We start from the raw sequence: 22,727 nt of genomic DNA on the forward strand, positions 1-22,727 counted from the left end.
TTTACCGTGAAAATAGCGCAAAAACTCCTGAATTCTGTAAGGCCCCACTTTAAAGAAGGGGGACGATTTGAGAAATTACATCCAGCATTTGATGCCTTGGAGACATTTCTGTTTGTGCCAGGGCATACTACTTCTCAGGGTGTGCATGTGCGCGACGCCATTGATTTAAAACGAACCATGTTTACGGTCATTGTGGCGTTGGTCCCGACGCTGTTTTTTGGGATGTGGAACGTAGGCTATCAACATCATCTGGCCTACGGAATGGAGGCTTCGTTGGTAGATAGTTTTCTGTTTGGTTTTTGGAAAGTACTGCCCATCATTATTGTATCATATGCCGTTGGGTTGGGGGTGGAATTTATTTTTGCCATTGTCAGAAACCACCAAGTCAGTGAAGGGTATCTGGTGACGGGCCTGTTGATTCCGCTCACTATGCCTGTCACTATACCTTTATGGATGGTGGCTTTAGGGGCTATTTTTTGTACGGTGTTGGGCAAAGAGATTTTTGGCGGTACGGGTATGAACTTCATGAATCCAGCCTTGTTGGCGCGGGCATTCATGTTTTTTGCTTTTCCCGCCTATATGTCGGGAGATATTTGGACCGACTTGTCGCCCGAAGCAGGTCATGTGTTGGTCGATGCGTATTCGGGGGCAACGAATTTAGTGACTTTTGATGCCAATTTCACAAAACTCCCTTCAGCAGCTGATATGTTTTGGGGGTTTGAGCAGGGCTCTATTGGTGAAACCAGCGCTTTTGCATGTCTGATTGGGGCTTTGATTCTCATTGGTACGGGGATTGGCAGTTGGCAAATCATCGTTTCCTGCGTGGTTGGGGTGTTGGTGATGGGGTTGTTTCTGAACGCCTTAGCGCCAGCCGATATGCCCACACACGCCATGCATACACCCGCGTATTATCATTTGTTGATGGGCGGCTTTGCGTTTGGGGCGGTTTATATGGCCACTGACCCCGTAAGTGCCGCTCAAACAGAAACGGGTAAATGGATTTATGGCCTCTTGATTGGGATGTTTACCGTCATCCTTCGGGTATTTAATCCCGCCTATCCAGAGGGAGTGATGCTGAGTATATTGTTGATGAATGTCTTTGCTCCTTTGATTGACCATCTTGTCGTAGAACAACACATCAAAAACCGCAAAAAACGTGCATAGCAACCAATACACCCTGATTTATGCCGCCGTTTTGTCGGTCATTACCGCAATCGTGCTGGCCGTGGCTGCCGAAGGGCTTAAACCAGCACAGGAAGCCAACATTGCTTTGGACAAAAAGTCCAATATTCTGCGGGCGGTCAGATTGGCGTACGACGAACGTACCCAAATCGAAAATACCTATGCCGAACGGGTGCAGGAAATGGTCATAAACGCCGCGGGTGAGCCAGTGAGCGGCGTTAAAACTACCGACATAGATTTAAAAGAAGAGGTGGCTAAAACCCCCGAAAATCGCCGCCTTCCGCTGTATATTTATACCGAAAAAGAAGGGAAAAAATACTATATCGTGCCTCTGCGAGGCACAGGGCTTTGGGGGCCAATATGGGGGTATATATCGTTGCAGGATGATTTTGACACGGTTTACGGCGCTTTTTTTGACCACAAAGGAGAAACTCCTGGATTGGGTGCTGAAATAGCGGAGTTGCCATTTCAGCAACAGTTTCAGGGCAAGAAAATCATGTCGAACGAAGGGCAGTTTGTGTCGGTCAATGTGGTCAAAAAAACCGATAAAGTAAGTTTCGGGAATGAACACCGCGTAGATGCCATTTCGGGCGGGACGATTACCTCCCGCGGCACCGATGCCATGCTCAAAAACTGTACGGCTCCGTATTTGGCGTATTTTGAAAAAATTAAAAAGTGAGATAGACAACTTATAAACGCACATCAACGATGAGTACAGAAACCACCCCTGTTGCGGTTGTAGAGGAGAAAAAGAAAGAAGGATTGTTCTCCAAAAAGAACCTGCGCGTACTCCGCGACCCTTTGGATGATACCAACCCCGTGACGGTACAGATATTGGGCGTTTGCTCGGCTCTGGCGGTTACGGTTCAGGTAAAGCCCGCCATCATCATGGCTTTGGGCGTAACGGTCGTTACGGCTTTTTCCAATCTCATTATCTCGCTCATTCGCAATACCATCCCCAACCGTATTCGCATCATTGTGCAGTTGATTGTGGCGGCGATGCTAGTCACCATTGTTGATCAATTGCTGAAGGCTTACATGTTTGATGTGAGCAAAAAACTATCCGTTTTTGTGGGCCTGATTATTACCAACTGCATCGTCATGGGTCGCCTAGAAGCCTTTGCGTTGGCGCAAAGACCGTGGCCTTCTTTTTTGGATGGAATCGGCAACGGTTTGGGATACGGAATTATTTTGGTGATTGTGGCGGTCATCAGAGAGGTGTTGGGCTCGGGCTCGGTGCTTGGCTTCAAAGTAGTGCCGCAATGGCTATATGACATGGGATATGTCAACAATGGATTGATGATGTTACCGCCCGCGGCGCTGTTTCTGATTGGAATATTTATTTGGTGGCAGCGAAGTCGCAATCGTAAGCTCATCAATGCTTCCTAAGTAGGTAGTTATGTATTTAGTTGCCAGGTTTTTATATTGACCTTTAACCTTTGCACTTGTTATGCAGCATCTCATCAATATCCTCATAAAGACTATTTTTGTTGAAAATGTAATCTTTGCCTTCTTTTTGGGCATGTGCTCGTTTTTGGCGGTGTCCAAAAAAATCAAAACCGCTTTTGGACTGGGGTTAGCGGTGATTTTTGTGATGGTGCTTACCACGCCACTCAACTACCTCATTTTGCGTTATTTGCTTTTTGAAGGTGCATTAGGATGGATACACCCTTCACTTGCTTCGGTTGATTTAACCTTTTTGTCATTTATCCTTTTTATTTCTACCATTGCTGGTGCAGTACAATTGGTAGAAATGGTGGTGGAGAAATTCCTGACCGCCTTGTACACTTCTTTGGGCATTTTTCTACCGCTTATTACCGTCAACTGTTCCATTTTGGGGGCGTCGCTGTTTATGCAGGAGCGTGAATACAATTTTGCCGAAACCACCGCTTTTTCGTTGGGGGCAGGTATTGGCTTTTTCTTGGCTATTGTTTTGTTGGCGGCTATCCGTGAGCGCCTTCGATACTCCAATATCCCCGAACCTCTGCAAGGCTTGGGAATCGCGATGATTGTAACGGCCCTGATGGGTTTGGCTTTTTTGAGTTTTTCTGGAATCCAACTGTAAAACGCTATGCTACCCGTACTTACTGCCAGTATTGCCGTCTTCATTTTGGTTGTTTTGCTCTTTGCGTTTCTTATTCTAAAAGCCAAAGACCGTTTATTACCCCAAAAAGACGTGTCCATCATTATCAACGGTGACCAAGAACACCCGTTTGTCGTTAAACCAGGGTCCTCTCTTTTATCAACCTTGGCGGCGCAGAACTTATTTTTGGCATCAGCCTGCGGCGGTGGAGGAACCTGCGCCATGTGTAAATGCCAAGTGTTTGAAGGAGGAGGGGAAGTGCTGCCAACCGAAACCAATCACCTCAATCGGCGACAGGTGCAGGATAAAATACGCTTGGCTTGTCAGGTAAAAGTGAAAGATGACATGGAGATTCGGGTACCCGATGAAGTATTTGGCATCAAAAAATGGGAGTGTACGGTGATTTCCAACGAAAACGTTTCTACCTATATTAAAGAATTTGTGGTAAAACTGCCCGAAGGCGAAAACTTAAAATTCAAATCAGGGGATTATATTCAGGTGGATGTTCCTGAATTGAACATTGATTTTAAAACCCAACTTTACAACATACCCGAGCGTTTCAAAGATGAATATGATAAGTTTAAAATATGGGATATAAAAGCAAAAATTGATGAGCCACTTTTTAGGGCGTATTCGATGGCCAATCACCCCGCCGAAGGCAATATTATTATGCTCAATATTCGCTTAGCTACCCCGCCGTGGGACAGGGCCCGCAATGCTTTTATGGATGTGAATCCAGGGGCGTGTTCATCGTACGTTTTTTCGCGCAAACCTGGTGATAAAGTAACCATTAGTGGGCCTTACGGCGAATTTCACGTTAAAAAAACCGAAAAAGAAATGATTTATATTGGCGGCGGGGCAGGTATGGCACCGCTTCGTTCGCATATTTTTCACTTATTCCATACGTTGAAAACGGGTCGTAAAGTGTCATATTGGTACGGGGCGCGGAGTAAAAAAGAGATTTTTTATGAAGAAGATTTTCGGGCCATCGAACGTGAATTCCCTAATTTTCGCTTCGAGATTGCGCTTTCCATTCCGCTGCCCGAAGATAATTGGACTGGTTATGTTGGGTTTATTCACGAAGTGGTAAAAAATGAGTATTTGGACGACCATCCTGCCCCTGAAGACATTGAATATTACCTTTGTGGACCTCCCATGATGCTATCGGCCGTTCAAACCATGTTGGATAATCTCGGCGTTTCTAAAGAAAATATTGCCTTTGATGATTTTGGGAGCTAAACAATGAGAAAACTGTTTTGGGGATTATTGGGGTTGGCGTATGCCTTGGTAGGTTGTAAAAGTAAGCCAGCGTTTACGTATTTGGAAGGTCAAGCGCAGGGAACAACATTTAGAATCGTATACGCTGATAGCCGTGATTTTTCCAAGGCCATTGACAGCCTTTTTCGAGCTATTGACCATAGCATGTCTCTCTGGGACAGTACCTCAATCATCAGTAGATTCAATAGAAATAGCTCTGGAACAATAGCAGATGCGCATTTTGAAAAAGTGTTTAATAAATCTCAGGAAGTAGCCAAACTGACCCAAGGCGCGTTTGATATTACGGTGGGTCCTTTGGTAAAAGCTTGGGGATTTAGCTATAAAAAGGGACTGCCTTTGCCCACTCCGCCGCAAGTAGATTCTCTTTTGCAATGGGTTGGTTACCAAAACGTCAGTATTGAAAATGGTGTTTTGCTTAAAAGAAATCCGGCGATAGAAATAGACTTCAACGCCATTGCGCAGGGATATACGGTAGATGTAATGGCCGAGTTTCTGAAAGCCCATGGAATCAACGATTACTTGGTAGAAATAGGCGGAGAAGTGCGGGCCAATGGACACAACGAAAAAGGGCAAATATGGCAAATCGGGATTGATAAACCCACCGAAAAAGAAGAGACGGAGCGCCCCTTGCAAACCGTGGTTTCGTTGAACGGGAAATCTCTCGCAACGTCGGGGAGTTATCGGAAGTTTGTCGTGCGTGAAGGAAAAAAATATAGCCATGCCATCGACCCCACGACGGGAAGCCCAATTACGCACAATTTGCTGAGTATTTCGGTGATTGCCGACGATTGCATGACGGCTGATGCCTTTGCGACGGCGTTTTTGGTGATGGGGCTGGAGAAAGCAAAAATCATTGCAAAGCAGCAACGTTTAGAGCTGTACGGTATTTATGCTACTCCCGAAGGAAAATTGCAGACTTTTGCCTCGGCCCATTTCTTTTCTACCTCACCCATAAACTAGGCTTTTTCGGCACAGGGCTCGCCTGGTTTTCGGCCGCAAACCCCGCAAACGGCTCCTTCTTTTTGCATAAAAGGGTTGTTGCTGGCACAACTGCCTTTAAATTCGCCCCCTTTGACCAGCAACAAACGAACGCTCAAAAGTGCAACACTCATCAGGACTAGTAAAATGGAAGCGGCGATAATTGTGCCCATTGTTGTTTTTTATTAAAGGTAATTGAATGTGTTAAATCCACCAAAGAATAAATGATATTTTTCGGCGATTTATTTGGATATAAGTCATTGATTTTATAAATTCGTTTAGAGATAGAGATTGCTAATCCACTAAAAATGAAAAGCTTATGAAATCTGTAAAAAAATTGCTTGCCGATAAGCCTCAATCTTATATTTGGAGTGTTTCGCCCGATACTACCGTGATTGAAGCACTCTTTTTAATGGCGGAAAAAAATATTGGGGCGGTCGTTGTGCTTGACGGAGAACAATTGGTAGGAATATTTTCAGAGCGTGATTATGCCCGAAAAGGAATCGTGCAGGGACGAAAAGCAAAGAGTACCCCTATCTCCGAAGTGATGACCCCCAAAGTGTTTACTGTTACTCCCGAAATGGATATTAGGGAATGTATGAAGTTGTTTAGTGAGAAAAAATTTCGCCATTTGCCAGTGATGGAAGAGGAGCGAGTGATAGGCGTATTAAGTATCGGAGACATTGTAAATTCTATCATGAAAGAACAGGTCGATCACATCCAATTTTTGGAGAGTTACATTACAAATGCGTAGTTTTTCCCCTAATCCTTTTCTTTTTACCCGTTAATCTTGGTCAGTTATGGCTATTCTACTCGCTGCCGTATTCATTTTAGGATACGTGCTGATTGCCTTTGAGCATCCGCTGAAAATTGACAAAGCCGCCTCCGCGTTATTAACGGGGGTTTTTTGTTGGATCATCTTATTGTTTGGCTTCGAAAATATGCCCGCTTTTGAAGGTGTATCCTCCCAACCCGCCGTTCATAAAGTACTGGATGAAGCGCTTTTTGAACATTTAGGCGAGATAGCAGGGATTCTGTTTTTCCTGTTGGGAGCCATGACAATTGTGGAGTTAGTGGATGTTCACGAAGGGTTTCGGGCCATTACCGACCGGATTTCAACCACCAATCGGGTAAAGCTTCTGTGGGTTATTTCTTGGATTTCGTTTTTCTTATCGGCGGGTCTGGACAACATGACGACGGCCATCATCATGTGTGCTCTGTTGCGGCGGATTATCAAAGAAAAAGAAAATATTTGGCTGTTTGGCGGATTTGTGGTGATGGCCGCAAATGCTGGCGGTGCGTGGTCGCCCATTGGGGATGTGACCACCATTATGCTCTGGATTGGAGGACAAGTGACGACGGTTGCGATTATGCAATCGTTGTTTATCTCTTCGTTTGTGAGTTTGTTGGTTCCGCTTTTAGCGGCAACGTATTTTTTGCGCGGTGGGGGGGCGTTGACCAAAATGCCCGTAAAAGAGTCGAACGAACATACGCAAACAACGCCTTTGGAGCAAAATATAATGTTTGTATTGGGAGGTGCTGCCCTTTTATCGGTGCCTGTATTTAAGGCTGTTACGCACTATCCACCGTATATGGGTGTTTTGCTGGCCGTGGGCCTTTTGTGGTATTTTACCGAATTTTTGCACCGAGACAAAGCTCTGGAAACCAAACAGGGCTTTTCGGTGGCGGCGATGTTACACCGGATTGACACGCCTAGTATTTTGTTTTTTTTAGGAATTTTGCTGGCCGTTGGCGCTTTGGATACATCGGGACATTTGCGGTTAATGGCGACTTTTCTTAATCAGACTTTCGGCAATATTTACATAATCAACACGTTAGTCGGACTTCTGTCAGCGATTGTCGACAACGTTCCACTAGTGGCGGCGGCAATGGGAATGTATCCATTGACGGAGTTTCCACCTGATGCCGATTTTTGGAATTTATTGGCGTACTGCGCGGGTACGGGGGGAAGCATACTCATCATTGGTTCGGCGGCAGGGGTGGCGTCTATGAGTATTCTTAAAATTGATTTTCTTTGGTATCTCAAGCATATTTCAGGCTATGCACTCTTGGGATATTTGGCAGGAATCGGGGTTTATTATTTGATGCACTGATTTTTTGATAAATATTTTGTGCACGGTGCAACGTTTCTTTTTTGTTTTTCATCTCTTGTAAAAAAACACCGCGGAAAATCATAATCCGTCCTAAAACATTTACAGACTATGAAAACATACAGCCTCCTTTTAGCTTTCCTTTTCGTTGCCACGCTCGTTTTTGCCCAGAAAGAAGACGAAAAACCTTATTTTACAAAAACATTCAACGCGGGTTCGGTCAAAGCACTTAATGTGCGTACTTCGGGGGGGAGTATTACCGTAACTGGCCAAAGCGGCGACGCCAAAGTAGAAATATACGTCCGGGGCAACAATTGGAATGGCAGCTCAGAATTGAACAAAGAAGAAATCACCGAGCGCCTCAAAGACTATGAGTTGACCGTAGCAATGGACGGGGAGACCCTTATTTGCAAATCAAAACGTAAAAGCGAAAACGACAAATGGGATTGGAAACAAGGACTGAGTATTTCGTTTAAAATTACAGTTCCTGAAAAAACAACGACCGATTTGGCTACCAGCGGCGGTAGTATAAAACTGGCGAAACTGTCGGGAAATCAAAACTTTGCTACGAGTGGAGGTAGTTTACGATTAGAGCAATTGAGTGGGAATGTGAAAGGACGTACCTCGGGCGGTAGTATTCATTTAACTAATTCACAAGAGCAGTTAGACCTCGCCACTAGCGGCGGTAGCATCAAAGCAGAAGGCTGCAATGGCGACATCAAATTGGTAACCTCGGGTGGTAGTATTCAATTGGATGGACTTAGTGGCAATATTCGGGCCACTACTAGCGGCGGTAGTATCAAAGGTGGTGACATTAAAGGAGAATTGACGGCAGTAACCTCGGGCGGGTCTATTCGCTTGACTGGCGTAGCCGCCGCACTCAAAGCTTCCACCAGCGCGGGCGGCATCAATGCCGAAATCGTTTCCTTGGGTAAGTACCTTGACCTTTCCACTTCAGCGGGGGGGATTCATGTGCAGATGCCGATGAATAAAGGACTTGATTTGGATTTGCGCGCCAATCGGGTCAACGTTGGCACCTTAAATAATTTCAACGGTATTTTGGAAAAAGACCGGGTCAATGGCAAACTCAATGGCGGCGGTACGCTGGTGACCATGCGTGCTAGTTCAGGTTCTATTTCGCTGAATGATTAAAAAAATAATTTAGTTTATAAAGGTTTCCAAGTGTAAAAGCCTGATGCTTCGGTGTCAGGCTTTTTTGTGCATATTCTCCCCTAAAATAATTTTAAGACTCTTAGATTGAAGGGCTTTTGGGGTATACTATGGCTTTCCCGCGGAGATTCTCTATTTTTATGGCACTAAATGTGTTTTGAAAGTATTATTTCACTCACTCAACATAATTTGAATCAAATCATCATGAAAGGAATTATTCTTGCCGGAGGTTCCGGTACTCGTTTGCACCCTCTGACGCTGGCTGTAAGCAAACAATTGATGCCGGTTTACGACAAGCCGATGATTTATTATCCATTGTCAATCCTGATGTTGGCGGGTATTCGCGAAATTCTTATTATTTCAACCCCGCACGATTTGCCGCATTTTCAGAAATTGCTTGGCGATGGCAGCCGCATCGGGTGTGCGTTTAGCTATGCCGAGCAACCCAGCCCAGATGGATTGGCGCAGGCCTTTATTATCGGGGCCGATTTTATAGGAAAAGATAAAGTAGCGCTGGTGTTGGGCGATAATATATTTTACGGAAGTGGCCTCAGTAAATTGTTACAGGCCAACAATGACCCAGACGGCGGGGTAGTATATGCGTACCAAGTACAGGACCCCGAACGCTACGGCGTTGTTGAGTTTGATCAGGATTTTAACGTCGTTTCTATTGAAGAAAAGCCCGAACATCCCAAGTCAAACTATGCCGTGCCAGGGTTGTATTTTTATGATAATGAGGTTGTTGAAATTGCCAAAAATATTAAACCTAGCCCGCGTGGAGAATTAGAAATTACGGACATTAATCGCGTGTATCTGGAACGTGGAAAATTGAAAGTAGGCGTACTCACGCGCGGAACCGCGTGGCTCGATACAGGTACGTTTGCATCCTTGATGCAGGCAGGTCAATTTGTGGAAGTGATTGAAGAACGTCAGGGACTGAAAATCGGTTGTATTGAAGAAGTAGCGTACCGGATGGGCTTTATCGATGCCGAACAATTGCGGGAAATTGCCCAACCGCTTCTGAAAAGCGGTTATGGCCAGTATTTATTAGGAATATTGAAATAAGATAGCCGACGACAGACGTTAGAAAAAGAAGCGCTTTCTCCGACGTTTGTCGTCTAAAATCTAAAAACCTAGAATAATGTTTACAGGAATTGTAGAGACGACCGCCGAAGTAGTTGAAATTATCTTTGAGGGGACAAATATCACTTTTAAGCTTCATTCTCACTTGGCCTCCGAGCTCAAAATCGACCAAAGTGTGAGCCATAACGGGGTATGCCTGACCGTAACGAGCCTTGAGCAAGATACCTACACCGTAACAGCGGTGGACGAAACCCTCAAAAAAACCAATCTCGGTTATTGGAAAGTGGGTACAAAAGTCAACGTTGAACGTTGTATGCCCGCCAATGGCCGCTTCGACGGACATATTGTGCAGGGGCACGTCGACCAAACGGGCATCTGCACGTATGTAGAAGAGGTCGGCGGGAGCTGGCTGTATGATTTTAAATATGATGCGTCGGTGGGAAATATTACCGTCGAAAAAGGCTCAATTTGTATCAATGGCGTGAGTTTGACGGTCTTCAATTCGCAGGATGATGGTTTTCGAGTAACCATCATTCCATATACCTACGAGCATACCAATTTTCACCAGCTTCGGGCGGGCGATGTGGTCAATCTGGAATTTGATATACTAGGCAAGTATATGCAGAAGATTCTGGCGAAGAAGAATTAGTAGCGATTAAAATATTCTAAAACATTGGCACACCCACGCATCTGCTACGAAATCTTCGTTCGCTCGTTTTGTGATTCAAACGGCGACAACATTGGTGACCTCAACGGTATCACCTCAAAACTAGACTATCTACAAGATTTGGGGGTCGAAGCGCTATGGCTTTCGCCCATTTTGCTTTCGCCCAGCTATCATAAATACGATGTCGTTGACTATTATGCCATTGACCCAGAGTATGGCACGTTAGATGATTTTAAGCGCCTGCTTTCCGAAGCCCATGCGCGGGGAATCAGGATTATTATGGATTTGGTCATTAACCATACCAGCGCCAATCACCCGTGGTTTCAGGAGTCGGTGAAGGGAAAGGATAGCCCCTACCGGTCATTTTATACTTGGAAAAGTCCCGAGGATATTGAGCGACTGGGCATTGCCACCCGCGAGGTGACACCTGATACCTGGGATCGGAACCCGTGGCATAAGTGGCGGCAAAATACCGAAAAATACTATGGTCTTTTCTGGAAAGGAATGCCAGACCTTAATTGCGACCATCAGCCTGTGCGCCAGGCAATTTACGAAATAGGCCGTTATTGGCTCAACCTGGGTGTGGACGGCTTTCGTCTGGATGCCGCCCGGCATATTTATCCCGAATGGGAGGAATACAAAAACTACGATTTTTGGGTAGAATTTCGGACGGAAATGCAAAAGGCGAATCCTGATGTGTATTTGGTAGGGGAAGTATGGACCGCCGCCGAAAACATCGCCCCGTACTTCAAAGGGCTGACCGCCAATTTTAACTTCGACTTGAGTTTGGCCATTCAAAAAATAGTTGCCAAAGAACGTGATATGGGGCAGTTGGCGGCCACTTTGGCGGGTACACGGGCCGTCTTTTTTCAAACAAGCCCGCAATTTATCGACGCCATCATGCTCACCAACCATGACCAAGTGCGCATCGGAAGTGTGATGGGCGGCAATCTCAACCGCCTCAAAGTAGCGGCAAATTTACTACTGACGCTGCCCGGTCAACCATATTTATACTATGGGGAAGAACTCGGAATGTTGGGTAAAAAGCCCGATGAGTATATCCGAGAGCCGTTTTTATGGGATTATCGCGAAAAAGACCCTCACCGCGCTCGGTGGATGCAGCCCAAATACAACAAAAGCAACACCGTCGTTCCGTTGGCGGGGCAAATCATCGACTCAAACTCATTATACAACCATTATAAACGGTTGATTCAATTACGAAAATCACAGCCTACGTTGGCCGATATTCACGGAGACATTGAGCCGCTCCCCAATGAAGACCCTCGCCTGGTGGCTTTCATCCGAAAGTCCAATGGCCAAGCGGTTTGGGTGATTCACAATGTTTCGGCCAAAAGCGTGAAATTCTCGGCCGCTAATCTGCCTGCTCAGTTTATTTTCAGTACTCATCCTGAGACTAAGTTGTTGAAACCAGAAACACTTTTGTTGGAGCCTTACAGTTGCGTGGTGATGGGATAGAAAGGAGGTAAGTGCTTTAAAACTTGGCGAATAGCCTCATTGCTGATAAGTTTGGCTTTTATTTCCCAAACCAATGATGCTTCGTTCTGCGTTTGCCCTTTCGTTATTGGTATTGCTTTGTTTATTTATAGGTTGTCAAAAAGACCCTGCCCAACATGAACCGTTGGCACGACAGTATTGCGGTGGATGCTTCCCATCAAAATCTTTTGGTGACCTATATTGGTGAAACCGTCAAGGTTACCTACAACGCTAACGGCTACGCACAAACGGTCAACATGGGCCAAAAAAGCGCGAATAATGCCTCGTTGCTGCTCACCAAGTTGCTTCGTCCTACGCAAACCATTCAGCAGGATTTAGACAATGACGGTCAGTCCGAACTTATCACCTGTGAGTTTGGGGTCATTGAAGGAAAACTCTCCGTTTGGAAGAAAAATGCGGCGGGTACTTATGAGGCCAACGTGCTAAGTGCTACCCCAGGGGCGCTGCGTACGGTGGTCGTGGATTGGAACAAAGATGGTATGTCAGATTTAATGACCCTCTTTGCCCAAGGTGACGAGCGTATTGTGCTGTACCTCAACAAAGGTAACCTGAAATTTGAAGAAAAAACGCTGTTGCGCTTCCCGCCAGTGTTTGGCTCTAGTTATTTTGATTTGGTGGATATGAATAACGACGGACGGTTGGATATTCTCTATACCTGTGGGGATAATGCCGACCTTTCGGTCATTTTTAAACCCTATCATGGATTGTACCTCTTTGAAAATCAGGGGAAAGGAGAGTTTAAACAAAGCTATTTTTATCCCATCGACGGTGCCTACAAAGTGGCCCCAGCCGATGTAGATGCCGACGGGGATTTGGATTTGGTCAGTATTGCGTTTTACGATGATATTGACACCAATCCCCAAACCAACGTTCTATATTTTGAAAATCAGAAAGGAAAATTCAAACCATGGTCTATCCCGATTGGCCGCATGGGCCGCTGGCTCACCTTAGATACTGGCGACATCGACGGTGATGGAGATATTGATTTTGCCTTGGGAAGCCACCCGCTGGGTCTCACACCCGGACGGATGCGTGGTACATGGGCCCGCAACGGACTAATGGGCGCTTATTTGTTGAATTTGAGGAAATAAAGCGTTCCTGCTTATAAATCAATTTTGGTGCTTCCGATTACGTTGCCGAACTTTGTGCTTCAAAAAACAGTAGTAAGTAGTGGGTATAAAGTATTGAGTATCATTATTTCACTCAATTCCCATTACTCAGTACCCAATACTTAGGAGAAATGAAAACCAAAGGAACCAAGAAAAATAAAGTCAACATCGTGACGCTGGGTTGCAGTAAAAACCTGGTCGACAGCGAGAATATCTTCACCCAACTCAAAGGCAACGGCTACAACGTTTCGCACGAATCTAAAAAAGACGACGCCAGCATTGTGATCGTAAATACGTGCGGATTTATCGACAACGCCAAGCAGGAATCCATCGATACCATTTTACGCTATGCCGATGCCAAGGATGCTGGTTTGGTAGACAAAGTGTACGTAACTGGCTGTTTGTCACATCGCTATAAAGATGAGTTGGCGGTTGAAATCCCAACCGTAGACGCTTGGTTTGGCACCAATGAACTGCCTCGTTTGCTCAAAACCCTTAAAGCAGATTACAAACAGGAACTCGTGGGCGAACGTTTATTGACTACGCCTGCTCATTACGCGTATCTTAAAATTGCGGAGGGCTGCGACCGTCCCTGTAGTTTTTGTGCGATTCCGCTCATGCGTGGCGGGCACGTTTCGCGGACGATTGATGATTTGGTGATTGAGGCAAAATCATTGGCGCGTCGCGGCACAAAAGAACTGATTTTGATTGCCCAAGATTTGACCTACTACGGGTTGGATATTTATAAAAAACGCAATCTGTCTGAATTATTAAATCACCTTTCCGACGTGGAAGGCATTGAATGGATTCGTTTGCAATATGCCTACCCGTCGGGTTTTCCGATGGATATTTTGGACGTAATGCGTGAGCGTTCCAATATTTGTAAATACTTAGATATGCCGCTTCAAAGTGGCAGTACGGAGTTATTGAAGTTGATGCGTCGCGGTATCACGCGCGAAAAAACGGAGGATTTGATCAAAACTATTCGTGATAAAGTACCAAATATTGCTTTGCGTACCACACTGATTGCGGGTCACCCGGGAGAGACTGAAGAAATTTTTGAAGAAACATTGGAGTTTGTAGAGCGCACGCGTTTTGATCGCTTGGGTGTATTTACGTATTCTCACGAAGAGCAAACTTTCTCGCACACCATGCCCGACGATATTCCTGCCGAAGTAAAACAACAACGCGCCGACGACATCATGGCCGTGCAGCAGGATATTTCGTGGTCGTTGAATCAAGCCAAAATCGGCAACACTTATAAAGTGCTTTTTGACCGGAAAGAGGGTGGATATTTTATTGGAAGAACTGAATTTGACTCCCCTGAAGTTGATAATGAAGTGTTATTGCCCGCAAGTCAGTTTGTGCGTCAGGGTGATTTTGCCAACGTAAAGATTACCAATGCCGAGGAGTTTGATTTGTATGGGGAGTTGGTGTAAATCAACACTTATTGAAACCACAAAGAACACTAAGTTTTACACAAAGGGCCACAAAGATTTTTCTTCGTGGCCCTTTGTGCTATTCTTTGAGACTGTTGCAGTTAAAAAAGTACCTACTTCTTCGCTTTCGCCAATTTCAATGCTTCGGTTGTTGTATAATATTTGGCAATCATATTAGGAACTTCCCACGCAGGGAGTTTACCTGCTTTCAAAAACTCCATGTATTTTTTTGCTACCTGCGAAAAGTGCGCTTCGTGGCCAATGTCATATTTCTTGGGTACAATCACTTCCCAGCCTTGGGCGTTTTTCTTCAATTCAATGCCTGGATACGCAGCCTGTGCTTTTTTGAAGGCTTCGGCAACGGCTTTTTCGTAGGTAGGGGAGGCATTTACTGGCTCAATGTACAACACTGGTTTAAAGTTTTGCTCTTTGCCCTGACGAATAATCAGATTGGCCTTGCTGCCTTTCATGATTGAATAATGCGTGTCGCCTGTTCCCTGCGGTGCCTGAAAATTCCAGATTACCGACGCACGAGCGTGAACTCCTTTCAAAGTGTAATCAATCTGTCCGTTGGCGTATACTTCCAGATTCTTTCCTTTCACATCTTTTTTTAGATACTCAGGATAGGTATCGCTTTTGGTTACCAGTTTAAACTGTTCGGGAGTCAGCGTTGTGGCATTGTGCGTGGCCGACAAAAGTTTTATATCTTTCTGATAATCAATAGTTTGATTGGGAAAACAGCTCCACTGAATCAAATCCACTAAGTGCGTAGTCACGTCTACGATGCCCTCTCCCTGTTGGTTGACGTCAAAAAACCAGCTTGGACGAATGAGCGGCTCACCCGAAACGTATTTGAAAAAGTGGTGAACACTTTCTTTGGTCACGGCGGGGTCTTGGGGCGTACCTTTTTGTAGGGTTCCAAACAATTCTGGTAACAACGCCAATTCACGTTGGAGCGCGTTGGAGATTTCGTAGCGCTCGGTCATGATGTCGTAGAGTAGCACGTTCTTCTTTTTCGCCTGCGCAAACGCATCTTTTAGTAACGTAAACCCAGCGGCATCAATGGCCATGGGTTTATCAGCCAATACGTTCAAACCAGCATCTACTGATTTTTTGATGTAATCAGTCTTTTTCTGGTTATTTCCCGCCAATACAACCAAATTACCTGCTTTTTCTGAAAGCATTTTTTGGAAAAAGTCGGGTCCCGTATAGACTTTTTCGTCCCATTGAGTCGGGTCTTCGGGGCGAGAATTATATTTTTTGATTTTGTCAAGATAAGAGTCTACATCTGGGCCTTTGGATGCATACACGTGTACGACAGGGTTTACATTGTCGTAACGGGTATTTTGTACCAATGCCGCATGGAAATGCCCAGGCTCCAATACAATCAAACTGACTGATTTGTTCTTCTCTTGGCCCATGGCGGGGAGGGTTAAACTGCCGGCTGCCAGCAGACAGCCTAAAACGCGTGCTTTCATAAATGACGTAATTGTGGGTATATTTTTGATAAATAAGCACCCGTTAGGTTTTATTTACTTACAAATGACGCTTCTTTCGTCCATTGGCGGGCGCTGCCTTGATCAATAAACAACGTCGCGTTGGGGTGTTTTCGCAGAATAGTGGATGGATAAATTTCGCTAATTTCATCCACCAACGTGTGGTAAATTGCCTCTGCTTTGTGGGCTGCAGGAACCATGCAAAACACCGTCGGTGCTTTGACCAATGCCGGAATGGTGAGCGTAAGGGCATATTCAGGAACGAGCTCTATCGAGGCAAAACAACCGTCATGTACCTGTTGATGGCGGCTCGTTAAATCCAAATCCACTTTTTTAACCAATACGGGGTCGTTGAAAAACGCAATATGCGGGTCGTTGAAGGCAATGTGGCAATTTTCGCCAATGCCCATGCAGACAATGTCGGTTGGGTGTTCATTCAGCAACGCTTCGTAGCGCAAACATTCAGCGTCGGGGTCGTTGACGTTGCCATTGATATAAAATACGGCTCGAAGCGGTACCTTATCGAAAAAACGGTCTTTCAAGAAATTGCCAAACCGTTGTGGGGCATCATCCGACAAGCCGATGTATTCGTCCATGTGAAAAGCGTTGACGCGTTGCCAGTCAATCTCTGGCTGTTGGGCCAAAGCATCCAAAAATTCATTCTGCGATGGTGCTGCGGCGAAGATGATATTGACAACGTCTTGGCCTTGCAGCAATTCTCTGATTTTGGCTGCGGCCATTTGAGCCGCGTTTTGGCCTAATTCTTGACGGGTTTTGAATAATTTTACTTGTAGATTGTCTATTGTTGTTTCGTGTAAAGGAGTCATTTCAAGTGTTATGTTCTTAGTTTAAACGAATTTGTCATGCTAAAAGAATCTAAAAGCCATGAATGGGTTTTGGCTTTTATAGAATTATCGATCTTACTTTTAACATTGTGAGCTTTGAAAGTTTTTTAGATGCCCGCTCGGGCAGCCCCGTCTGGCATGACAAACAACTGGCATGATAAAAATCTATTTCTTAAACACCACTGTCCCCCCAACCATCGTCCTACTGACATTAATATCTTTATCAAAAATGACAATATCAGCATCTTTGCCTTTGGCAAGAACACCTTTTCGATGGTCAACGCCCATGATGCGGGCAGGCGTGGTGCTTGCCATGCGCACGGCTTCTAAGAGCGATACATCGGCTAGGGAGACCATGTTTCGGACCAATCGGTCGAAGGTGGCGACGCTGCCGGCAAAGGAGGTACGGTCGGGCATTTTGGCTACGCCATCTTCGATGATGACTTTGAGGCCGTTTTTCAACGAACCCAACGTGCTTTCGCCTTCGGGCATTCCAGCTCCGCGCATGGCGTCGGTGATGAGGGCGGTGCGGTCGGCACCTTTGATTTTATAAATGAGTTTGAGCAGCGGCGCGGGTAAATGAATGCCGTCACCAATGATTTCAACGTCTAAATCCAACAAAAACGCACTTTCAATCACGCCGGCATACCGAAACGCATTTTTGCGCGTTACCCCAGACATGGCTGAATACAAGTGTGTTACGAGCGAATAGCCGTTTTCATACGCTGACAACACATCATCGTAAAACGCATCGGTGTGGGCGATGGCCGCCAAAATGCCTTTTTGACGCAATCGCTGTCCGAACGCAATCGCGCCTTCCAATTCGGGAGCGGCACTCCACCGCACAATGGACGACGAATGACTGAGAATTTCTTCGTACTCAGCAGGGTCAGGATTACGAATGTACCGAGGGTCTTGCGCCCCCCGCTGACTCAGAGCGAAATAAGGGCCTTCCAAGTGGATTCCGAGAAAATTTGCGCCTTTTGTGTTTTGACGATTTGCATTTTCGTAAACATCTAAGGTTTGCAGTAAATCTTCTTTCTCAGCCGTGAGTGTGGTTGGAACCAACGAAGTGGTGCCGTATTGCGCGTGGAGTTCGGCGATTTTCAGAAAAGCCTCTTCAGTTCCGTCCATGAAGTCAAAACCACCACCGCCGTGTACGTGGATGTCAATAAAGCCTGGCGCTATATATTGGCCTTTTGCATCAATTTCGATAGCATCTGGCACCTCTTCATTTCCTTCATGGACGCCTATAATCTGGCCATTTTCTATGACTATGGTTCCGTTTTTGATGGCGCGGAAGGGTGTAAGAATGGTGCCGTTTGTGAGTTTTTGTCGCATTACAATCCCCAGCGTTTTACTTTATGACCATACGAAGCGTAATAAACTAAGTACAAATAGCAGGGTAATAACACCCAATAGGCCGTGCGAACATCGTACAAATCAGCAACATAGCCGTAGAGTAACGGCATGAGGGCATTTCCGCAAAGACCCATAATCAGAATAGAAGCACCGAGTTTGGTATAACGCCCCAATCCATCTAACGCCAAGGGCCAAATACCTGCCCAAACCAATGAATTGGCTAAACCCAATAACACCACAAACCAAATGGAAAGGTCAGCGGTTTGTCCGAGGAAATAAACGGAGCCTTTGGCAAAAATGATGAGCAGGGTAAAAGCTGTCCCCAACAGCGTGCAGAACCGTAAGGCATTCACCTGGCTCACAAATTTTGGAATCGTAATGATGCCGATAATGTAACCGCAAATAGTGCAAGCCAAGGTATAGGAAGGAAATGTTTTGGCTTTCAATAAATCAATTCCCATGGAGTTGGCGTAGCCGATGATAGTATCAATCGCAATCACTTGCGTGCCTACGTGCAGAAAGATAGCAACTGCCCCCAAAATCAAGTGCGGGAATTGAAAAATGCTCGTTTTTCCTGCATTAGCCGTAGCTACTTCGGGACTTTCGTGTTCGGTATTGATTTCAGGCAACGGCGAACGGTAAACCAGATAACCCAATACAAACAGAAATACCCCCAGTACGGTATAAGGTGTAATCACCCTCCGTACCAATTCATCCAAAGCGGCACTGCGTTGCAGGTCGTTCATGGTGCTGAGTTGGGCGAATAAATCAGTATCCGTCGGGCGCAAAATGACGGCGGCAAAGACCAAAGGAGACAAAATCCCCGCGGCTTTGTTGCAAATCCCCATGATACTGATGCGTTGCGCCCCGCGCTCTTTCGGGCCCAAAATTGTGATGTAGGGATTAGCGGCGGTTTGGAGGATGGACAACCCAATGCCAATCGTAAACAAGCCCATCAGAAAAATGCCGTAAGTGCGGGTCATGGCGGCAGGCACGAAAATGAACGCGCCCAGGGCCATGAACCAAAAACCAATCATCATTCCTTTTTTGAACCCCTGCGTTTTGAGCAAATAAGATGCAGGTACCGACATGATGAAATAGGCAATGTAAAAGGCGAATGCCACCAGATAGGCCTGAAAACTGGTGAGTTCGCAGGCAATTTTGAAATAGGGAATCAGAATAGCGTTGACCCATGAGATGAAGCCAAACATAAAAAACATGACTCCCACTAAAAAAATAGAAATATTAGTTTCCCGTTTGGTAAGGCTACTTACGTCAACGGCGGTGGTATTGGCTTTCATATTATTGTTGATGGCGAGAGTAGCCGGAATAATAGTACGGTGGTAGATTCAACGTCGGCGAGGACTGGGCCGCAACGGCGTACCGTGTCCCCGTTCAAAACCTCGCCGACGTTCGTTCGATGTTGAAAAAACTACAAAGTTGGCTCCCAGCCTTTTTCGTACTCGCGTTTCCAAAGTTTTTTGGCCGCTTTGTTATTTTTGATGTGCCCGTTGGTAGGGTCAATCTCCAAAATGCTATTGGAGCGCAAGGCGATATTTCCTAATTGACAAAGCAGCGTACTTTGATGTCCGCCGACGATTCCTGAGGCCAACGGCGTTCCTTCTTTGATGGCCGAGACAAAGTTTTGGAAGTGGAAGGCATCCAAGGCTTGTGAAGGGTCCATTTTATTACGAGGGTCAATCACCAAATCATTTTTTACGTCTTTGACAATCTTATTGTCCAAATCGTAAATCTTATAAGCATTGCCGCCGCCGTACTCCAATGTGCCTTTTTCTCCGTAAAAAGAAACACCCACGCTACTGCCTTCGATATTACGGCTATTGCAACTGCGGCCTTCCCACGTCATAAATTTGTCTTTGCCAAACTCTAAGTTAATCACCTGAGTATCGGGAGCTTCCCAGTCGTCTTGGTAGCGATAGCGCCCACCCGAAGAAGAGACTTTGGTTGGAAATTCCACGCCCAATCCCCAACGCATGAGGTCGAGCATGTGGGTGCCGTTGTTGAGGGCTTCGCCCGTACCCCAATGCCAAAACCAGTGCCAATTGTAGTGAATAACGTTGTCTTTATAGGCGCGGCGCGGCGCAGGCCCTTGCCACAAGTCGTAATTAAGCCACGACGGAACGGCCTGTTCTTTCCCAATGCCGATGGAAGCACGGTTGTTGGTGTACCAACCTTTGGCAAAATATGGCCGACCGATAACACCATCCTGAATATCCTTCAGGGCTTGTTTTACATTCGGCCACGACCGACGCTGATTGCCCATTTGAATCACATTTTTGTACTTGGCGGCCACCGCCACAAGCAGTTCTCCTTCATACGGATTATGACTGCATGGTTTTTCCAAATAGACGTGTTTGCCTGCTTTCGACGCCAAGATGGCCGCTGGTGCGTGCCAATGGTCGGGTGCGGCGATGATGAGCGCATCTACGCCTTTATCTTCAAGTGCATTACGAAAGTCAGGGACGTCTTTGGGCTTGGAGTTTTGAATTTTTTCAACGGCTTTGATACACTTTTCAGCCGCACGTGAATCTACGTCTGAAATCGAAACGACTTCACAGTTGGGTTGCAGGGCAAAATTACTCGCCAGTGCATACCCGCGACTATTGACGCCCATCACGCCGAGTCGGACTTTTTCGTTAGCGCCCAAAATACGACCGTAACTTTTGGCACTAAAGCCCGGTAAGATACCACCGACGGTCAATAGAGCGGTGCCTGTCAGTGTTTTTTTGATAAAATTGCGCCGAGATTCGCTGTTTGTAGAAGTTTCTGGAGTGTTCATGAAAGGTGTTTTGTATAAAAAAATAAATGGGTCTGTTGAGGAGCCAATTTACTACACTATTTGAAGATAAGTAGGCTACCGAAACAGTTCTTTTTGGAGAAGACTTTTTTGATTTTTACCTACTCATAATGCTGCAATGTTATGCAATTCAATTTTGGGGTGTGTGATGCTGGGTTCTCAAACCCAGCATTTGGCGTAAGCTACCGTCTCGGGCACCTCTATAAATAGTATTCTTTCGTTTATAAATCAATTTTGACTAAATCCTGAATTTCGCGCCCGTTATGGTCAAATCGGGCCAAAGTATAAACCGCACCGTCGGCTCCAATAGCGATTGAATTTACGTAGGTTGGACGGCTGCCGTCAGCGTAAAAAACAGGACCGTGGTCTTTGTAGGTTTGGGTCGGAATATGGAATGTGATTAAATGCAGATTTTCCAATCCTTTGGCCGCGCCTTTGGCAATTTGGTCGGCTCCTTTTAAGCGCTTGCCGTCGATGTATATCGGGCCACCCGTTAGGTAATGAATCGTTTCGCCATCAGGGTCAGGTTGAAAGCCTAAATAGCCGTAACTAAACTGGTCGAACATGCCACTTTTGCGCGAAGGCTCCGACGTAAGCCGTTCTACGATTTCAATTTTAGGGGTTTGGGGGTCAAAACGAAACAAATAGCCCGAATTTCCATGAATGCCATAAGCGACTTGCTCAGGCGCGTACCAGAAAATCTTGCGCCAGTTGTAGCCCATGCTGCCGGGGTGTTTGGGGTCATATTTTCCGAAATAGTCAATCCGTAAATCAATCCCTTCTACTTTTTGTAAGCCTTCTTTATCAGGATGATACGTAAAAATATCGCCTTCGGAAGTAGAAAAATAAACCGCTCCGTCGCGTGGGTCAACCACCATCGAACGGCACAATACGCGGTAATCTTCACCCGGAATTCCAGCTTCGCCGTTGGCCGAAACCAAACCGACTTTTTTGAGGGTTTTAGCAGAAATATCGTAATGAATAAAATAACCCAACGGCCACGTAATGCCGTATAAATGACCTCGTTCGCGGTCAATGGTCATGGTCAATATGCCTTCGCCTTCGGGCGCGATGGCGAGGTCTTCAAACTCTCCAGTTGCTAAATCGTACGCTAAAAAATGCCCGCCCGGATAGAGGTTTTTGCCATTGGGAGTGGTAGTTGGCAGACGTTCCATGCCTTCAATCATTTCATATACGCCGATGTGCGTGGCAAAGTACAGCTTGCCATTATTTTCGTAAAAACGAACATGGCTTTTGCCTTGCGGAATGGCGTTGGCGCTTTTTTCACCGCAGATTTCGGTCAGGTCGGCTATAAATTGCGTTTGGTCGGTGGAAGGGTCGTAAGCGTACATTTGCCCGCCGACTTCATAAGATTCCGAACAAAGTACGTAGTATATTTTGCCGTTGCTTGCGGCTGTAATGGCATTGTAGGTGTCGTGCGCTAGTTCAAAGCCAGAGAAATAAGCTTTGGCGGTTAGTGAAGAATTCATGTTTTATAGATTTTTTTGAAACGCAAAGAACTCAAATGAGAGCGCAGAGGGCACTAAGCTGTTCTTTGCGCTCTTTGTGATGCTTTTTTTTGTGCCCTTTG

At 45.7% G+C, this 22,727-nt stretch carries 21 protein-coding genes; 14 read left to right on the forward strand and 7 right to left on the reverse strand.

Translation table 11 applies throughout. The features are described 5' to 3' along the window. Nucleotides 1-6 precede the first annotated feature (6 nt). The 6 genes from GVN20_RS10780 (at nt 7) to GVN20_RS10805 (ending at nt 5,503) form a co-directional block, all read left to right on the forward strand. Entirely contained in the window at nt 7-1,164 is a 1,158-nt protein-coding gene (locus GVN20_RS10780) for an NADH:ubiquinone reductase (Na(+)-transporting) subunit B (protein ID WP_166558334.1), read from the forward strand. Further along, the gene (gene nqrC / locus GVN20_RS10785) at nt 1,157-1,861 is read left to right on the forward strand and encodes an NADH:ubiquinone reductase (Na(+)-transporting) subunit C (protein ID WP_166558335.1); all 705 of its coding nucleotides are present in this window, start codon (nt 1,157-1,159) and stop codon (nt 1,859-1,861) included. The genes GVN20_RS10780 and nqrC overlap by 8 nt, the downstream gene beginning before the upstream one ends. Before the next feature lie 29 nt (nt 1,862-1,890). Further along, complete coding sequence (locus GVN20_RS10790) at nt 1,891-2,571, forward strand: NADH:ubiquinone reductase (Na(+)-transporting) subunit D (protein WP_166558336.1); 681 nt, start codon at nt 1,891-1,893, stop codon at nt 2,569-2,571. A gap of 61 nt (nt 2,572-2,632) precedes the next feature. After that, nucleotides 2,633-3,247, forward strand: a complete 615-nt coding sequence (gene nqrE / locus GVN20_RS10795) for an NADH:ubiquinone reductase (Na(+)-transporting) subunit E (protein WP_166558337.1) — start codon at nt 2,633-2,635, stop codon at nt 3,245-3,247. Between the two features lie 6 nt (nt 3,248-3,253). Beyond that, nucleotides 3,254-4,504 (forward strand): NADH:ubiquinone reductase (Na(+)-transporting) subunit F, encoded by a 1,251-nt coding sequence (gene nqrF, locus GVN20_RS10800; protein WP_166558338.1) that lies wholly within the window; start codon nt 3,254-3,256, stop codon nt 4,502-4,504. 3 nt (nt 4,505-4,507) lie between these two features. Next, nucleotides 4,508-5,503 carry an FAD:protein FMN transferase gene (locus tag GVN20_RS10805; RefSeq protein WP_166558339.1) on the forward strand — a complete coding sequence of 332 codons (996 nt, stop codon included), beginning with the start codon at nt 4,508-4,510 and terminating at the stop codon, nt 5,501-5,503. On the opposite strand, the gene GVN20_RS10810 is transcribed toward GVN20_RS10805, so the two are convergent. Then, nucleotides 5,500-5,694 carry a membrane or secreted protein gene (locus GVN20_RS10810; RefSeq protein WP_166558340.1) on the reverse strand — a complete coding sequence of 65 codons (195 nt, stop codon included), beginning with the start codon at nt 5,692-5,694 and terminating at the stop codon, nt 5,500-5,502. The genes GVN20_RS10805 and GVN20_RS10810 overlap by 4 nt on opposite strands. Nucleotides 5,695-5,840: 146 nt before the next feature. Here GVN20_RS10810 and GVN20_RS10815 point away from each other — a divergent pair, with 146 nt between their 5' ends. From GVN20_RS10815 to rimO, 8 genes are all read left to right on the forward strand, one after another. Beyond that, on the forward strand, nt 5,841-6,275 hold the full coding sequence (locus tag GVN20_RS10815; RefSeq protein ID WP_114462827.1) for a CBS domain-containing protein: 435 nt from the start codon (nt 5,841-5,843) through the stop codon (nt 6,273-6,275). 46 nt (nt 6,276-6,321) lie between these two features. Continuing rightward, nucleotides 6,322-7,635, forward strand: a complete 1,314-nt coding sequence (gene nhaD, locus GVN20_RS10820; protein WP_166558341.1) for a sodium:proton antiporter NhaD — start codon at nt 6,322-6,324, stop codon at nt 7,633-7,635. A 108-nt stretch (nt 7,636-7,743) separates the two neighbouring features. Beyond that, the gene (locus tag GVN20_RS10825; protein WP_166558342.1) at nt 7,744-8,784 is read left to right on the forward strand and encodes a DUF4097 domain-containing protein; all 1,041 of its coding nucleotides are present in this window, start codon (nt 7,744-7,746) and stop codon (nt 8,782-8,784) included. Between the two features lie 222 nt (nt 8,785-9,006). After that, nucleotides 9,007-9,867, forward strand: coding sequence for a glucose-1-phosphate thymidylyltransferase RfbA (gene rfbA, locus GVN20_RS10830; protein WP_166558343.1), 861 nt, complete (start codon nt 9,007-9,009; stop codon nt 9,865-9,867). 76 nt (nt 9,868-9,943) lie between these two features. Beyond that, the gene (locus tag GVN20_RS10835) at nt 9,944-10,534 is read left to right on the forward strand and encodes a riboflavin synthase (protein ID WP_166558344.1); all 591 of its coding nucleotides are present in this window, start codon (nt 9,944-9,946) and stop codon (nt 10,532-10,534) included. Between the two features lie 24 nt (nt 10,535-10,558). Beyond that, a complete protein-coding gene (locus tag GVN20_RS10840) occupies nt 10,559-12,028 on the forward strand; it encodes an alpha-amylase family glycosyl hydrolase (protein ID WP_166558345.1) in 1,470 nt (489 codons plus the stop codon). Nucleotides 12,029-12,183: 155 nt separating this feature from the next. Beyond that, nucleotides 12,184-13,158 (forward strand): VCBS repeat-containing protein, encoded by a 975-nt coding sequence (locus tag GVN20_RS10845; RefSeq protein WP_166558346.1) that lies wholly within the window; start codon nt 12,184-12,186, stop codon nt 13,156-13,158. Nucleotides 13,159-13,307: 149 nt separating this feature from the next. Beyond that, nucleotides 13,308-14,615 (forward strand): 30S ribosomal protein S12 methylthiotransferase RimO, encoded by a 1,308-nt coding sequence (gene rimO / locus GVN20_RS10850; protein ID WP_166558347.1) that lies wholly within the window; start codon nt 13,308-13,310, stop codon nt 14,613-14,615. Between the two features lie 113 nt (nt 14,616-14,728). Here the strand turns inward: rimO and GVN20_RS10855 are convergent, their stop codons facing one another. The 6 genes from GVN20_RS10855 to GVN20_RS10880 all read right to left on the reverse strand — a co-directional run bounded on the left by GVN20_RS10855 (nt 14,729) and on the right by GVN20_RS10880 (nt 22,626). Next, on the reverse strand, nt 14,729-16,093 hold the full coding sequence (locus GVN20_RS10855) for a putative oxidoreductase C-terminal domain-containing protein (RefSeq protein ID WP_166558348.1): 1,365 nt from the start codon (nt 16,091-16,093) through the stop codon (nt 14,729-14,731). 50 nt (nt 16,094-16,143) lie between these two features. Beyond that, entirely contained in the window at nt 16,144-16,938 is a 795-nt protein-coding gene (locus tag GVN20_RS10860) for a glucosamine-6-phosphate deaminase (protein ID WP_166558349.1), read from the reverse strand. A 183-nt stretch (nt 16,939-17,121) separates the two neighbouring features. Beyond that, a complete protein-coding gene (gene nagA, locus GVN20_RS10865) occupies nt 17,122-18,297 on the reverse strand; it encodes an N-acetylglucosamine-6-phosphate deacetylase (RefSeq protein WP_166558350.1) in 1,176 nt (391 codons plus the stop codon). Beyond that, nucleotides 18,297-19,619, reverse strand: a complete 1,323-nt coding sequence (locus GVN20_RS10870) for a sugar MFS transporter (protein ID WP_166558351.1) — start codon at nt 19,617-19,619, stop codon at nt 18,297-18,299. Before GVN20_RS10870 ends, nagA begins: the two co-directional genes overlap by 1 nt. A gap of 131 nt (nt 19,620-19,750) precedes the next feature. Beyond that, the gene (locus GVN20_RS10875; RefSeq protein WP_166558352.1) at nt 19,751-21,118 is read right to left on the reverse strand and encodes a Gfo/Idh/MocA family protein; all 1,368 of its coding nucleotides are present in this window, start codon (nt 21,116-21,118) and stop codon (nt 19,751-19,753) included. Nucleotides 21,119-21,357: 239 nt separating this feature from the next. After that, the gene (locus GVN20_RS10880) at nt 21,358-22,626 is read right to left on the reverse strand and encodes a hypothetical protein (protein ID WP_166558353.1); all 1,269 of its coding nucleotides are present in this window, start codon (nt 22,624-22,626) and stop codon (nt 21,358-21,360) included. Nucleotides 22,627-22,727 lie beyond the last annotated feature (101 nt).

Source organism: Runella sp. CRIBMP (assembly GCF_009905605.1).
GTDB lineage: Bacteria > Bacteroidota > Bacteroidia > Cytophagales > Spirosomataceae > Runella.

Excerpts from the sequence above, each read along its gene's own strand:
- GVN20_RS10790 (WP_166558336.1), top strand. The coding sequence starts at position 1,891 with ATGAGTACAGAAACCACCCCTGTTGCGGTTGTAGAGGAGAAAAAGAAA.
- nqrE (WP_166558337.1), top strand. The coding sequence starts at position 2,633 with ATGCAGCATCTCATCAATATCCTCATAAAGACTATTTTTGTTGAAAAT.
- nqrF (WP_166558338.1), top strand. The coding sequence starts at position 3,254 with ATGCTACCCGTACTTACTGCCAGTATTGCCGTCTTCATTTTGGTTGTT.
- GVN20_RS10805 (WP_166558339.1), top strand. The coding sequence starts at position 4,508 with ATGAGAAAACTGTTTTGGGGATTATTGGGGTTGGCGTATGCCTTGGTA.
- GVN20_RS10810 (WP_166558340.1), bottom strand. The coding sequence starts at position 5,694 with ATGGGCACAATTATCGCCGCTTCCATTTTACTAGTCCTGATGAGTGTT.
- GVN20_RS10815 (WP_114462827.1), top strand. The coding sequence starts at position 5,841 with ATGAAATCTGTAAAAAAATTGCTTGCCGATAAGCCTCAATCTTATATT.
- nhaD (WP_166558341.1), top strand. The coding sequence starts at position 6,322 with ATGGCTATTCTACTCGCTGCCGTATTCATTTTAGGATACGTGCTGATT.
- GVN20_RS10825 (WP_166558342.1), top strand. The coding sequence starts at position 7,744 with ATGAAAACATACAGCCTCCTTTTAGCTTTCCTTTTCGTTGCCACGCTC.
- rfbA (WP_166558343.1), top strand. The coding sequence starts at position 9,007 with ATGAAAGGAATTATTCTTGCCGGAGGTTCCGGTACTCGTTTGCACCCT.
- GVN20_RS10835 (WP_166558344.1), top strand. The coding sequence starts at position 9,944 with ATGTTTACAGGAATTGTAGAGACGACCGCCGAAGTAGTTGAAATTATC.
- GVN20_RS10845 (WP_166558346.1), top strand. The coding sequence starts at position 12,184 with ATGAACCGTTGGCACGACAGTATTGCGGTGGATGCTTCCCATCAAAAT.
- rimO (WP_166558347.1), top strand. The coding sequence starts at position 13,308 with ATGAAAACCAAAGGAACCAAGAAAAATAAAGTCAACATCGTGACGCTG.
- GVN20_RS10855 (WP_166558348.1), bottom strand. The coding sequence starts at position 16,093 with ATGAAAGCACGCGTTTTAGGCTGTCTGCTGGCAGCCGGCAGTTTAACC.
- GVN20_RS10860 (WP_166558349.1), bottom strand. The coding sequence starts at position 16,938 with ATGACTCCTTTACACGAAACAACAATAGACAATCTACAAGTAAAATTA.
- nagA (WP_166558350.1), bottom strand. The coding sequence starts at position 18,297 with ATGCGACAAAAACTCACAAACGGCACCATTCTTACACCCTTCCGCGCC.
- GVN20_RS10870 (WP_166558351.1), bottom strand. The coding sequence starts at position 19,619 with ATGAAAGCCAATACCACCGCCGTTGACGTAAGTAGCCTTACCAAACGG.
- GVN20_RS10875 (WP_166558352.1), bottom strand. The coding sequence starts at position 21,118 with ATGAACACTCCAGAAACTTCTACAAACAGCGAATCTCGGCGCAATTTT.
- GVN20_RS10880 (WP_166558353.1), bottom strand. The coding sequence starts at position 22,626 with ATGAATTCTTCACTAACCGCCAAAGCTTATTTCTCTGGCTTTGAACTA.